Source organism: Alcanivorax sp. IL2 (assembly GCF_047495475.1).
Lineage (GTDB): Bacteria > Pseudomonadota > Gammaproteobacteria > Pseudomonadales > Alcanivoracaceae > Alcanivorax.
On record NZ_CP179932.1, the window covers coordinates 253,527 to 267,170 of the forward strand.

At 61.1% G+C, this 13,644-nt stretch carries 12 protein-coding genes; 7 read left to right on the plus strand and 5 right to left on the minus strand.

Going from position 1 to position 13,644, the window contains the following annotated elements; all coding sequences use genetic code 11:
* The first annotated feature begins 76 nt into the window (after nt 1–76).
* A complete protein-coding gene (locus ACMG4N_RS01135; RefSeq protein ID WP_297765820.1) occupies nt 77–817 on the plus strand; it encodes a ParA family protein in 741 nt (246 codons plus the stop codon).
* 185 nt (nt 818–1,002) lie between these two features.
* On the opposite strand, the gene bioA is transcribed toward ACMG4N_RS01135, so the two are convergent.
* Both bioA and ACMG4N_RS01145 read right to left on the minus strand, forming a co-directional pair.
* Nucleotides 1,003–2,277 (minus strand): adenosylmethionine--8-amino-7-oxononanoate transaminase, encoded by a 1,275-nt coding sequence (bioA, locus tag ACMG4N_RS01140; RefSeq protein WP_414432596.1) that lies wholly within the window; start codon nt 2,275–2,277, stop codon nt 1,003–1,005.
* A gap of 329 nt (nt 2,278–2,606) precedes the next feature.
* Nucleotides 2,607–3,071 carry a TIGR02444 family protein gene (locus ACMG4N_RS01145; protein ID WP_414432597.1) on the minus strand — a complete coding sequence of 155 codons (465 nt, stop codon included), beginning with the start codon at nt 3,069–3,071 and terminating at the stop codon, nt 2,607–2,609.
* A gap of 62 nt (nt 3,072–3,133) precedes the next feature.
* Here ACMG4N_RS01145 and ACMG4N_RS01150 point away from each other — a divergent pair, with 62 nt between their 5' ends.
* The gene (locus tag ACMG4N_RS01150) at nt 3,134–5,038 is read left to right on the plus strand and encodes an ATP-binding cassette domain-containing protein (RefSeq protein ID WP_414432599.1); all 1,905 of its coding nucleotides are present in this window, start codon (nt 3,134–3,136) and stop codon (nt 5,036–5,038) included.
* A gap of 22 nt (nt 5,039–5,060) precedes the next feature.
* Here ACMG4N_RS01150 and ACMG4N_RS01155 read toward each other — a convergent pair whose 3' ends face one another.
* Nucleotides 5,061–5,750 (minus strand): anti-sigma factor domain-containing protein, encoded by a 690-nt coding sequence (locus ACMG4N_RS01155; protein WP_297765808.1) that lies wholly within the window; start codon nt 5,748–5,750, stop codon nt 5,061–5,063.
* Entirely contained in the window at nt 5,747–6,292 is a 546-nt protein-coding gene (locus tag ACMG4N_RS01160; RefSeq protein ID WP_414432601.1) for a sigma-70 family RNA polymerase sigma factor, read from the minus strand. The genes ACMG4N_RS01155 and ACMG4N_RS01160 overlap by 4 nt, the downstream gene beginning before the upstream one ends.
* A gap of 172 nt (nt 6,293–6,464) precedes the next feature.
* Between ACMG4N_RS01160 and ACMG4N_RS01165 the strand changes: the two genes are divergently transcribed.
* The 4 genes from ACMG4N_RS01165 (at nt 6,465) to ACMG4N_RS01180 (ending at nt 10,582) form a co-directional block, all read left to right on the plus strand.
* Entirely contained in the window at nt 6,465–7,985 is a 1,521-nt protein-coding gene (locus tag ACMG4N_RS01165) for a DUF4331 domain-containing protein (RefSeq protein WP_297765802.1), read from the plus strand.
* An 11-nt stretch (nt 7,986–7,996) separates the two neighbouring features.
* A complete protein-coding gene (locus ACMG4N_RS01170) occupies nt 7,997–8,242 on the plus strand; it encodes a hypothetical protein (RefSeq protein ID WP_297765799.1) in 246 nt (81 codons plus the stop codon).
* A 169-nt stretch (nt 8,243–8,411) separates the two neighbouring features.
* The gene (locus ACMG4N_RS01175; protein ID WP_414432603.1) at nt 8,412–9,461 is read left to right on the plus strand and encodes a tetratricopeptide repeat protein; all 1,050 of its coding nucleotides are present in this window, start codon (nt 8,412–8,414) and stop codon (nt 9,459–9,461) included.
* On the plus strand, nt 9,458–10,582 hold the full coding sequence (locus ACMG4N_RS01180) for a HupE/UreJ family protein (protein ID WP_414432605.1): 1,125 nt from the start codon (nt 9,458–9,460) through the stop codon (nt 10,580–10,582). Before ACMG4N_RS01175 ends, ACMG4N_RS01180 begins: the two co-directional genes overlap by 4 nt.
* 282 nt (nt 10,583–10,864) lie before the next feature.
* Here the strand turns inward: ACMG4N_RS01180 and ACMG4N_RS01185 are convergent, their stop codons facing one another.
* Nucleotides 10,865–12,031: an acetyl-CoA C-acetyltransferase gene (locus ACMG4N_RS01185; RefSeq protein WP_414432606.1), complete on the minus strand. Its 1,167-nt coding sequence runs from the start codon at nt 12,029–12,031 to the stop codon at nt 10,865–10,867.
* Nucleotides 12,032–12,502: 471 nt separating this feature from the next.
* Here ACMG4N_RS01185 and ACMG4N_RS01190 point away from each other — a divergent pair, with 471 nt between their 5' ends.
* Nucleotides 12,503–13,615 (plus strand): lipid A deacylase LpxR family protein, encoded by a 1,113-nt coding sequence (locus ACMG4N_RS01190; protein ID WP_414432607.1) that lies wholly within the window; start codon nt 12,503–12,505, stop codon nt 13,613–13,615.
* The last annotated feature ends 29 nt before the right edge of the window (nt 13,616–13,644 follow it).

The window sequence follows — 13,644 nt, forward strand, 5'->3', positions numbered from 1 at the left end:
CCTTTTCTTCTGATAGTGATCACGCCACCCAAACCGCCGGGTACAATCCCTCGCAAAAAAACGAATAAGACACGGCATGAATAGCGCACAGAACAGCCATGCAAAGGGGATCGGCTCCCAATCGCGTTCGTCCAGCCCGTCCCGCATGGTAATTCTGATCGCGAACAGTAAAGGGGGCTGCGGCAAGACCACCATTGCCACTAACCTGGCCTGCTACTATGAGGCCATGGGGCGACAGGTATCCCTGCTGGATATGGATCCACAGCAGTCGTCGCTGCAATGGCTGAAACTACGCCGTGATACCACGATCCACGGCCTGGCCTGGCCGGCGGGCGAGCCGGTCTCCCTGGGCAGACTGCAACAGAAGCTGGATCAGGCCGGCCCGATTACCATTATCGATTCACCCGCCGGCCTGGACACCCATCATCTGGATCACCTGCTGCGCCTGTCACAGGTAGTGCTGGTCCCGGTACTGCCCAGCCCTATTGATATTCGTGCCACCACCCGTTTCCTGCAAACCGTCATGCTGGCGCCCAGCTACCGTCGCCGTCCACGGCGGCTGGCAGTGATCGCCAATCGTTCCCGCACCCGCACCCGCATGTACGAATCCCTGCGCCAGTTTCTCGCCAGCCTGAAGATTCCCTACCTGGTCACCCTGCGCGATACCCAGCTTTATGTGCAGGCCATGAGTAATGGCGAAGGCGTCCTCGACGCCGCCGTCTCCCGCCATCTGGACGACCAGCAACACTGGCGTCGCATTGGTGAGTGGCTGGAGGTGCAGCGGCATCTGATTCAGACCATGCCGGGGTTTCGGTAAACCACCTGTAGGAGTTCCCTTCCAGGGGACGAACCGCGTGTAAACGCGGAATTGCCCGCAGGGCGATCAGGCTCTACAGGTCGACTCATGGCAGTGCGGCAGGTGAAAGCTCTTGTCGCCCCACTTCGCGAGGTTCGTCCCCTGGAAGGGAACTCCTACAACGGCTTTAAAGTTGGGGCTTGACGTCAACTGCCCTCCGCCAGATCCCGCATTGCCCCGGTCAGCTTGCTCAGGTCCTCCGGCTCAATCACGAAGGGCGGCATGATGTAGACCAGTTTGCCGAACGGGCGAATCCATACGCCCTGTTCCACAAAGCGTGCCTGCACCTGCTCCATGGCCACCGGCTCCTTCATTTCCATGACACCAATGGCGCCCAGCACCCGGGCATCAGCCACGGGGGAAAGTTCCTTCAGTGGCAGCAGCTCCGCCTTGAGCTGCGCTTCGATGGCCGCGACTTTTTCCTGCCAGTCGGAATCCAGCAGCAACTGGATGCTGGCATTGGCGACCGCACAGGCCAGTGGATTGCCCATGAAAGTCGGGCCGTGCATCAATACGCCGGCCTCACCGTCACAAATACCCGCGGCTACCAGGTCGGTACAAAGGGTGGCTGCCAGGGTCATGTAGCCGCCGGTAATCGCCTTGCCCAGACAAAGAATATCCGGGCACACATTCGCATGCTCCAGCGCGAACAGTTTGCCGGTACGGCCAAAGCCGGTGGCGATTTCATCAAAGATCAACAACACCCCGTACTGGTCACACAGGGCACGCACCGCCTTCAGGTAGGTGGGGTGATACATCCGCATGCCGCCGGCGCCCTGTACCACCGGCTCCAGAATCACGGCGGCAATCTCCTGATGATGATCCGCCAGCATCTGCTGGATGGAATTGAGATCATCGGTATCAAAATCACTGTCATACGCGCATTGCGGCGCCTCGGCGAAATAATGTTTGGCCAGCACCCCGCTGAACAGCGAATGCATACCATTGACCGGGTCGCAGGCAGCCATGGCCCCGAACGTATCGCCGTGATAGCCGTTGCGCAGGGCCAGCAATTTATCCTTGCCGGTATGCCCCTGGCTGAGCCAGTACTGCAAGGCCATCTTGATCGCCACTTCCACCGACACTGAGCCGCTGTCAGCGAGAAACACCTTCTCCAGCGGGTCCGGCGTCAATGCCACCAGCTTTTTTCCCAGCTCCACCGCCGGTTCATGGGTGAGCCCACCGAACATCACATGGGCCATGCGGTCGATCTGGTCCTTGGCGGCCTGGTTCAGCACCGGGTGGTTATAGCCATGCACCGCCGCCCACCAGGACGACATGCCATCCACCAGCTCGCGGCCATCTTCCAGCGTCAACCGCACCCCTTTGGCACTGGCCACCGCGAAGGTGGGCAGCGGTTTTGAGGTGGATGTGTAAGGGTGCCAGAGGTGGTCGCGGTCAAAGGCCAGGTCGGTGGTCATGGAGAAATCCAGATGAACATGGGAGAGAAAGGATGGCAGGGGGGCGTTGAAAATTCAAAGTGCGAGCGCGCGAGGTGGTGGCACCGTAGGAACGTAGCGTAGCGGAGTAACGCACGTAGTTCCGTGCGGCCCGCAGGGTGAGCGTAGCGAATACACCTCTTGAGGGGCGAACCGCGTGTCAACGCGGAATCGGCCGAAGGCCGATCAGGAATGTCAGGGCTCGACAGTTTTTTCTGAGAAAGGGATGGGAGTAGCTGCTATACCTTTTCCTCGCCAAGGCTCGGATTCGCACCTCAAGAGGTACTCCTACAGCGGCTTCGTCGCAATGCCTACAACGCCACCAACTCGTTGAGAGCTCCCTGCAACCCCTCACACTGCGCCACATCCGGCACCAGCACCAACAACCATCCCATGGCATCCACCGGCTTGCCGGCAGGCAGCAGGTTGTCGCACAGGGTCGGCAGGGTGGCCAGTAACCAGCGTTCCCCTTCCAGCTCCACCTGTTGCAGCTGCCGCTTGAATTCCGGCAGCCGCGCATCGGCGCCGGCCTTGCGGCGCACGGCCCGCAGCGGGCGCAGGTAATCGGCTTCGAATTGCCCGGCCAGCTCCGCCATTCGGCGCCCTACTCCGGCATCCGGTTGCTTGCCTGACTCTGCCAGCCACAGGCCAGACAGCAACAGGGCCACCGGCACCTGGTAATCGTCCTGCAGGTGCAGGCAAGCCCGCTCAAAATCCTTGTCCTGCCATCGCCCCAGGGCATAGCGCCACAGATCCTGCTTTATGGAGTTGTCCACGGTTCCCCCGCTACGTTTGCTGGCTTACACTGCGCCGGTTCTCATCAACCCCGGATTACCCCATGCTCTCTCTGGAACACATCAACCTTCGCCGCGGCCCCGACCTGTTGCTGGAAGACGCCAGCGTGGTCCTGCACAAGGGCTGGCGTGTGGGGCTGGTGGGCCGCAACGGCACCGGCAAGAGCTCGCTGTTCAAGCTTATCATGGGCGAACTGGAGAGCGACGGCGGCAACCTGAACCTGCCCTCGGACTGGCGCCTGGCCATGATGGCCCAGGAAGTACCGGCACTGGAACAGCCAGCCATCGATTATGTGCTAGATGGCCACCGTGCCCTGCGCCGGGCAGAGAAAACCCTGGCCGACGCGGAAACCGCCGGTGATAACCACGCCATCGCCCATGCCCACGGCGAGCTGGAGGCGCTGCACGCCTGGCAACAACCCGCCCGCGCCGCCACCTTGCTGGCCGGCCTTGGCTTCAGCGAAACCCAGCAACAACAGCCGGTAGCCAGCTTCTCCGGTGGCTGGCGCATGCGTCTGAACCTGGCCCAGGTATTAATGAGTGATGCGGATTTGCTGCTGCTCGATGAGCCCACCAACCACCTGGATCTGGATGCCATCCTCTGGTTGCAGAGTTACCTGATACAGCAACCGGGAGCCCTGCTGGTGATCTCCCACGACCGCGCCTTCCTGGATGCCACCGTCAACCAGATCCTGCATATCGAACACAAACAGCTGAAACACTACAGCGGCGGCTACTCGGATTTCGAACGCCAGCGCGCCGAGCAACTGTCCCTGCAACAGAAGATGCACGAGAAGCAGCAGGCCCAGGTGGCCCACATGCAGAAGTTCATCGCCCGCTTCAAGGCCAAGGCCTCCAAGGCCAAACAGGCGCAGAGTCGAGTGAAAGCGCTGGAACGGCTGCAACTGATTGGCCCGGCCCACGTGGATTCCGGTTTCAGCTTTGATTTTCACAGCCCGAACAAACTGCCCAACCCCATGGAAAACCTGGATGCGGTGCAGTGCGGCTACCCGGGCGCGCCGATTCTCGACCAGGTCAGCCTGAGCCTGCGCCCGGAATCGCGCATCGGACTGCTCGGCCCCAACGGCGCCGGCAAGTCCACCCTGATGCGCACCCTGGTGGGTGAACTGGCGCCTCTGGGCGGACGCTTCGAAAAAGACGGCGACCTGGTGATCGGCTACTTCCACCAGCAACAGGTGGACCGGTTGGCCGCCGACGATGCCCCCTACCAGATGCTGTCCCGCTTTTACCCCAAGTGGAGTGAATCGCAGCTGCGCAGCGAGCTGGGCCGTTTCGGTTTCCACGGCGATGATGTGTTTGCACCGGTGGGCCGTTTCTCCGGTGGCGAAAAAGCCCGCCTGGCGCTGGCCATGATCGTGCAGGAAAAACCGGCACTACTGCTACTCGATGAGCCGGCCAACCATCTGGATCTGGACATGCGCGAAGCGCTGACCATGGCACTGCAATCCTTCGAGGGTGCCGTGGTGCTGGTGTCTCACGATCGCCACTTACTGGAAACCACCGTGGACGAGTTCTATCTGGTGGCCAACGGGTCGGTGAGCCGTTTCGATGGCGACCTGGATGACTACGGTCGCTGGCTGCAACAGAACCGCCGCGACGGTAAACCCGTCAAGGAAGACAAGCCCGGCGACGGTCTCGATGCCAAGGCCCGCCGTCAACAGGCTGCCCAGCAACGCCACCAGCTGCGCCCGCTGAAAAAACAGGTAGAAAAACTGGAAAAGCAGCTCAGTCAGTGCGACCAGATGCTGGCCGATATCGAAACGGCCCTGGGCAACGAAGCCCTGTATACGGACGATAGCCGCAAGAACGAAATGAACGGGTTACTCGGCGATCAGGCACGCCTGAAGAAACAGCACGACGAGCTGGAAGAACAGTTACTGGAAGCGATGGAGTCGCTGGAACAAGCCGAAAGTGAACTCACCGACTGAGGCGTCCACTTCCGTTTGCGCGTTACATCTGCACCAGACGAGTCTGATACACCACCGGACCGGTGGGCTGGCCGGTCGGTGAACCACCCGCCGGTTCCAGGCTGATCGCCAGAGAGCGAGATTGTAACAACTGGCGCACCTGCTGATCGCTGAGATTCATCTGCAACCGGGCACCCCCCGTGGGCAGCAACGCCAGAGATATCGGCGCACCGGATTCCGGCAGCAACCACAACTGGTAATCCCTGCCACCGTCCGCCGGCTGAACCGGCGGCATGGCCTTCACGCTCAAGCGCTGATCCGCAGAGGCATTCACCAGCCACAGGGGCTCGGCCTGCTGACTCTGCACCACCCCCACATAATGCGTCACCACTGGCGGCGATGGCGTCCACAGCAGCAAGGCAAAAACCGCCAGCACGGCGATACCCGTACTCCAACGCCAGGCGGTCAGGGTTTGCCACCACCGCGACGCCACCGGTGCCGTGCCTGGAAAGAGCCGTTGCTCGATGCTATTCCACACGGCCTTCGGGGCGGCCTCTTCCGGCAAGGATTCATTGAAAGGTTGCAGCCGTCGCTCCCAGTACCATACCTGACGACGCACCCGGGCAGAGACCATCATCCAGCGCTCGAAACGTCGCCTGGCGGCGCCCTGCAGCGTGCCAACCACATATTCTGCGGCCAGCGCATGATTACGTTCGTAATTATCCGGCTTCATGTGTCAAGACACCGGCGCAATACATCCAGCCCGCGACGAATCCAGCTTTTTGTGGTTCCTAACGGCTCGCCCATGGCGACCGCCAGCTCCTGATGAGTGAAACCACGAAAGTAGGCCATCTCGATACTGGAACGATACCGTTCATCCAGATCTTTCAGGCAGTGATTGAGTCGTTGACGATCAAGCTGATTGCCAACGTTATCCATTGGGCCCGGTGTGTTGCTTTCCTGGCGGTCACTGACGCTATCGTAATCCGCTTCGTGGCGGCGGCGGCGCAAGGCATCAAGACAGCGATAACGGCCTATGGACATTATCCAGGTCTGCACGCTGCCGCGATCACAATGGTATTCGCCGGCGTGGTGCCAGACCTGAATATAGATTTCCTGAAGCACGTCACAGGCCTCATCACGATCACGCAGCAAGTGCACACACATGCCAAATACGGCGCGATGGGTTTTCTGATAAAAACCAGAAAAAGCCTGACGGTCGCCCTGAGCGGTTCGAGCCAGCGCGCGTACCAGTCCGTCGTCTGCTTCCGCCATGACGAGGCACCCCCTGTATTACCATAAGTCGTTCCTCACTAATGACAGATGCGTTGTCGTTAATACGTGAAAAAAACCGATTTGGATGCACAAAAAAAAGAAAAAGAAATTCTGCATCCAGTTCCTCTCCTGACGCGTACTACCTACACACCGACAAGAAAGGAGATTCGTCATGCTATCCCGCCTTACCCTGCTTCCCGCGGCCTGTGCTGCCGCCACTCTGCTGGCCAGTGCCGGCACGATGGCATCCAGCCACCGAGAAGCGCCATTTATTACCGGTATGCCCAAAGTCGACGGTACGGATTTCTACATGTTCAACAGTTATGAATCCGGCCGAGAGGGTTATGTCACTCTGATCGCCAACTACCTGCCCCTGCAGGATTCTTATGGTGGTCCCAATTATTTCTCACTGGATGACGACGCCATCTATGAGATCCACATTGATAACGATGGCAACGCGCAAGAAAACATTACCTTCCGTTTCCAGTTCAATACCGAACGCCGCGACCTGGCGGTCGATGTAGGCGGCACCTCTGTCCCCGTACCACTGATTAATATCGGCGCGGTAACCGGCCAGAACAACGATGCCCAGAATGTACTGGAAAGCTTCACCGTAGAAATGGTGACCGGCGACCGTCGTACCGGCAACGTACAGAACCTGACCAAGGCCGGCAGTGGTGACAGCAGCTTTGCCAAACCGCTGGACAACATCGGCACCAAGTCCATTGCTGACTATGAAACCTACGCGGACAACTTCATCTACGACGTGACCATCCCTGACTGCCCCATGCCCGGCCGGGTATTTGCCGGACAGCGCCAGGAAGGTTTTGTCGTCAACCTGGGTGAGGTCTTCGACCTGGTGGCGCTGAATCCGCTGGGTGCACGTGACTCGCGCAGCAACATCATTGCCGACAAGAACATCACCAGCCTGGCACTGGAAGTTCCGGCTGACTGCCTCACCGGTGAGAACACCGTCATCGGCGGCTGGACCACCGCCAGCGTCCGCCAGGCCACGGTCATCAACCCGGCACCGCAGGGTTCCGAGACCACCGGCAGCAGTAACGCCAAAGGCCCGGCAGTGAAAGGCGGCGCCTTTACCCAGGTATCTCGGCTCGGCTCTCCGCTGGTTAACGAAGTGGTTATCGGCCTGCCCGACAAGGACCGTTTCAACAGCAGCGAACCGAAAGATGATGGCCAGTTCGCCACCTATGTGACCAACCCCAGCCTGCCTGCGCTGGTAGAAATCCTGTTCGGTGTACCGGCACCGGAAACTCCCCGTAATGACCTGGTCACCGTCTTCCTTACCGGTGTGCCCGGCGTCACTCAATTGCCCAGCGTCACTGCCAGCGAAATGCTGCGCCTGAACACTGGCATCCCGGCCACGGCGGCAGGTGGCCAGAATGATCTGGGTGTTGCAGGTGGCGACTTTGCCGGCTTCCCCAATGGCCGACGCCCGATTGATGATGTGGTAGACATCGCCCTCACCGCAGCCGAAGGCTTTCTGTGTGGCGCTGATGTGAACGGTGAAGCCGCTGGTGGCGAAATCGGCTCCTGCGGGACTCAGGACATGCAGGTCAACGGTGGCGCTATCGTCAACGACGGTGCCCTGCCGAACGCGGCGGACTACCTGACCCGTTTCCCCTACCTGAACACCCCGCTGCCTGGCGCCGATAATGTCGCCGTGGCAGAGTGAAGGAGGACACCATGCGATACTTACTGGCTACCACCGTCAGTCTCGGCGCCCTGGTGTTGAGCGGGTGCTTTGGTGACGACAATGATCGCCCTCGCCAACAGGCACCAGTGGCGATCAACTACACCGCCTTTGTGAAAGCTCAGCTTGCCACTACCGGGGATACCCGGGAACCGGTTGCGATTAATGACATCCGCTTCATTTTTCGCGATCAAACCAATCCGGATGCGTATAACAATGTATTGGCACCGGATAATTGAGACCCGCTCCCGCCGTCTAGCGACGGCGGGAGTTATCCGCTCCGAGAGGGCCCCCGGGAAACGACAACACGCCAGTGAATGGCGGTTTGTCCGTACCCTGGCGGCCCTCTCTCTTTATCTGTCGAGCGCGCTGCTTCATGCCGCTCCCTATACTCCGGCCGGGGACCATGTGGTTCTCGCCCGTCTACCCCAGGCGCAGCGCGCCCTGGCGCCACCGGCAGCTCCCCTCGACCTGTCGGCGGCCCTGGCGCTGGCTCGCTCTCAGATTGACTATGCCAGCGCCCAGGGCGACCCCCGCTTTCTCGGTTACGCCGAGGCCACGCTGGCGCCGTTCAGTCAGGACATGTCGTCCCCGGCAGCCAACCTGCTGATGGCGCGCATCGAACAGCAACGTCATCAATTTGCCCGCGCCCGTCATCGCCTGACGCGACTGCTGGAACAGTCCCCCAACCAGGGGCAGGCGTGGCTAATGCTGGCCAATATCGATCGGGTACAAGGTCGTCTTGATGAGGCCCGCCAGGCCTGCCGGGAAGCCGCCAGCACGCTGCCGCCCACCACCGTATTGCTCTGTCAGGCCAGCGCACAGGCCATCACCGGCCAGCGGGAGCAGGCCTATCGCACCCTGCAGGCCCTGGCATCCAGCCCGGCCCCGCCACAGGGAAAATCCGCCCAGTGGCTGGACACCCTGAGCGCCGAAATGGCGCTGCAACAGGGCCGTCTCGAGTTGGCCTCCGAACACCTGCGTGATGCCCTGCAGCAAGCCCCGGATGATCCCTATCTACGCTACCTGCAAAGTGACCTGTGGCTTGCCAACGACCAGGCAGAGGCGGTCATCCGCGATCTTTCTACCTGGCAGGACAGGGAAGGCGCCTTGCTGAGGCTGGCCATTGCCGGGCAGCGCCTGGAGCACCCTCAAGCCCAGGCCTGGCGGCAGGACTACCGGGCCCGCATGGCCGCCGACCAGGACACCGGTCGCCAACGCCACCTGCGCGAGCACGCCCGCTTCCTGCTTGAAGTGGAATCCGATCCACAAGGCGCCCTCACGCTGGCCCGGGAAAACTGGCAGCAACAACGGGAACTGGCTGACCTGCGACTGCTGCACGCCAGCGCCGTGGCCGCCGACGACCAGGCAACCCTGGACCAGCTACAGGCCTTTGTAGACCGATACCAGGTTGACGATGCCCAACTCACTCAACCTGCCAAGGGAGCCAGTGAATGAAATCCCTGTGTTTGCTTTTCCTGCTCTTGCTGGCCGGGCAGGCGTTCGCCCACAAACCCAGTGACAGCTATCTGGTGATCAACAGCAATGCCGGCAACGCCCTGATCGAGGGGCGCTGGGATATCGCCCTGCGCGACCTGCAGCTGGTGCTGCCCCTGGATCAAAACGGTGATGGCACCATCACCTGGGGTGAACTGCGCCGCCAGCAGCGCAACCTGGACGCCACCGTGCTCCCCGCCCTCACCATCGAGGCACTGCATGGCGAGCAGCGACACGCCTGTGCCCTCAACCTGACCCGGCTGCAGGCCATCGACCACGTGGATGGCACCTACGCCGCCCTGCACTGGCGCGGCGATTGCCAGCGGCCGCCGGAGCAACTGGCGGTGGGCTACCGCTTCCTGTTTGACCGCGACCCCAGCCACCATGGCCTGTTACGGCTGGAACAGGGGGATACCACGCTCACCGCCGTGTTCAGCAACCAGCACCGCAACCAGCTGATGTCCACGGATGCCGGGTCACAATGGCAGGCGTTCCAGGGGTTCATCCGCCAGGGGGTGCACCACATCCTGATCGGCTATGACCATATCCTGTTCCTGCTGACGCTGTTGTTCCCGGCGGTGCTGGTATGGCAGCGGGGCGGCTGGCAGCCGGCACCCACCATCACTGGCGCGCTCACTCAGACCCTGGCGATTGTCACCGCCTTTACGGTCACCCATTCGCTGACCCTGGCGCTGGCAACACTGGGGATCATCACGCTACCCACCTGGCTGGTGGAGTCTGCCATCGCCATCACCGTGGCGCTGGGTGCAGCGGCCAACCTGGTACCCCGGCTGTTTCCCAAACGCTGGGTGATGGCTTTTGTATTCGGGCTGATTCATGGCCTGGGCTTTGCCTCGGTACTGGCCGATCTGGGGCTCACCGACAGCGGGATCTTCCTGCCGTTGCTGGGCTTCAATCTGGGCGTGGAACTGGGGCAGGTGGCCATCGTGCTGCTGTTTGTGCCGGCGGCCTATCTGGTCCGCGATACCGTGGCCTATCGACGGATCTTTGTACCGGTCGGCTCGGTAGCCATCATGATCCTGGCCGGCGTATGGCTGGCAGAAAGGCTCAGCGGCGCCTGACAAGGCAGACATGCCGGGCCGTTGCCACGGATTGCGTAGGGTGCACTGAGCCTAAGGCGAACTGCACCGATCCGGCGTTTGATGGTGCAGTTCGCCCTAGGCTCAGTGCACCCTACGTCCTGGGAAGCTGTGAGTGCTCTCGACCATAAAAAAGCCGCCCCGGGAAACCGGGGCGGCTTTTTTTCGGGTCGAACAACGCGGCGGTACGGCACCCGACTTTTAATCGCTGGCGACACGCCAACCCCGCGTTGCAACTTTCAACTTTGAACTTTCAACTACGCCTTACAGCACTTCGATGATGGTCGCGTTAGCGGTGCCCAGGCCCTCGCAGATGGCCAGCAGACCGTACTTGCCACCGCGACGCTTGAGCTCGTAAACGAGGGTTCCCATCAGCTTGGTGCCGGTGGCACCCAGCGGATGCCCCAGCGCCTGGGCGCCGCCGTTGACGTTGAGTTTTTCGTAGTCGGCACCCACCGCCTTCATCCACGCCAGCGGCACGGAGCCAAAGGCTTCGTTCACTTCATACAGATCGATATCACCAATGGTCATACCCGCCTGCTTGAGGACTTTCTCGGTGGCCGGAATCGGCCCTTCCAGCACCATGGTCGGATCGGATCCCACCACCGCCATGGCATGAATACGCGCGAGAGGCGTCAGGCCGTATTCCTTCACCGCCTTTTCGCTGGCAATCATCACTCCAGAAGCGCCATCGGTAATCTGGCTGGCGTTGGCGGCGCTGATATGGCCCCCTTCCTGCAACGGCTGCAGGGCCTTGATGGCATCCAGCTCCGCTTCCCAGCGGATACCCTCATCGACGATGTGCTCGTCGCTGCTACCATCTTCCAGGGTAATCGGCACCGGGATGATTTCCTCATTGAAGCGGCCCGCTTCCGTGGCCGCGGCACCGCGCTTGTGGGAATCGTAGGCGAACTGGTCCAGCTCGGCCTTGCTCACCCCGTACTTCTCCGCCATGCGCTCGGCGCCGATGAACTGGCTGAAATTTTCACCGGGATAACGCTTGCTGATTTCACCGGTGAACGGGTTGCCCATTTCCTTGACGGCCGTTACCGGCGCACCGATGGGCACCTGGCTCATGGACTCCACGCCGCCGGCGATGACCAGATCCTGGGTGCCACTCATCACCGCCTGGGCAGCGAAATGAATAGCCTGCTGGGAGGAGCCACACTGGCGGTCGATGGTGACGCCGGGTACGGATTCCGGCAGACAGGAGCTGAGAATGGAGGTACGTGCCACATTGAAGGTCTGCGGCCCGATCTGGCTCACGCAACCAAAAATCACGTCGTCCACCTTCTCCGGCGCCACACCGATACGGCCTACCACCGCATCAATCACCCGGCCACCCATATCCGCCGGATGTACCTTGCTCAGCCGACCATTCTTCTTGCCTCCGGCGGTACGCACCGCCGCTACGATATATGCCTCTGCCACCTTGCCTCTCCTCACACGTCGTTGACTGGTGAAAACTCGATAATGACCTTGAGGCTACGCTTGAGGCAGGGAACGGCTCAATGACAGAAAACAACGCAGGAAGCAGCCATTCGGTCACCGCTACGACAAAGCGGGGCCGCCATTCAGAAAGTAAAGTTCGAAAAAATCGATTAAATCGCCCAGCCAGTTCCGCTGTTTCATCAAACTGTTCCGGCTCATCCTTGTCATCACCATTCTGACGCTCACATTCGCTGAACCGTCAACGCTGGCATAACGACAACTCTCTGCAGAAACAGGCAATAACCGTCCAGCAACCCAATACCGCTACTGCACGTGCCGGCACGACTGTACGCGCAGCAAACGTAACAGGGGGCGCACTGCTCCCCCGCAGTTGGACACGGAGCCATGACACACACACAGAGACAGACAGGTGCAGCCAATTCACAGAGGCATCCCACGAGCAGGCAGGCCATGACCGTGCTGCTTGTGGCCCTGCTGGCCAACCTGGCGGTACCCAGCCTCAGCCGCGGGGCCACCAGCATCGATACCATGCAGCTGGCCCGGGCCGACGGCACGGCATTCGAAGAGCAGCGTCCACGACGCCCCCGCATCAACCCGGAACAGGAACGGGAAACCGGCAGCTGGTCCCTGACCCTGGATAACGACCTGCTGGTTCCCGGCAGCCGGGACCAGGACTACACCTATGGCATCAGTGTCGCCGCCACCGGCACCCGCGCCCGGGACTTTGCCCTGTCACTGAATACGCCGCTGACCTGGATCGACAGGTTGACGGGCGTAGAAGGCATCACCAACAGCAATGTCCAAGGCCATAGCTTCGAGGCCGGCATCTTCGGCTTCACACCCGAAGACAAGGAGGCAAAAGCGCCACTGTACGACGATCGCCCCTACGCCAGCCTGCTGTATCTCTCCAGCAGCCGGGTACAAGTGGACCCGGCCAGGCAGGTAGCCTGGCATACCTCCCTGACAGTGGGCGCCCTGGGCCTGGATCTGGCTGGTGATATACAGAACGGGGTCCACAAGGTGATTGGCAGTGACCGGGCGGAGGGCTGGGAGCATCAGGTCAGCGACGGCGGCGAACCCACCTTTCGCTATGCCGTGGCCCGGCAGAAAATCCTGCCCGTATCCTCCGACAATCTGGAAGTGAAGAGCACCGTGGAAGGCTCCCTGGGCTACCTCACCGAAGCACGCTGGAGCCTGAGCTTTCGTGCCGGACGTTTGCATAGTCCCTGGTGGCAGACCAGCCCGGAACTGGCCCACTACGGTGAACGCAACAACGCCACCGCCATGAGCCAGGACCATGAGCACTATCTGTGGGGCGGCATTGCATTGGTCGGCCGGGCCTACAACGCCTTTCTGCAAGGCCAGTTCCGTGGCAGTGAAGTGAGCTACGACAGTGACGAGCTACACCATGGCGTGGCCGAAGCCTGGCTGGGTTACACCTGGGCCTTCAACGACGGCTACCGCCTCAGCTATGTGCTGCGTGGCCACACGTCCGAACTGAAAGACGGTGTGGGCGATCGCAATGTACTGTGGGGCGGACTGGTATTTGCCAAGACATTTTAGGGCCGATTCAGAGCATCGCGCTCCAAAGG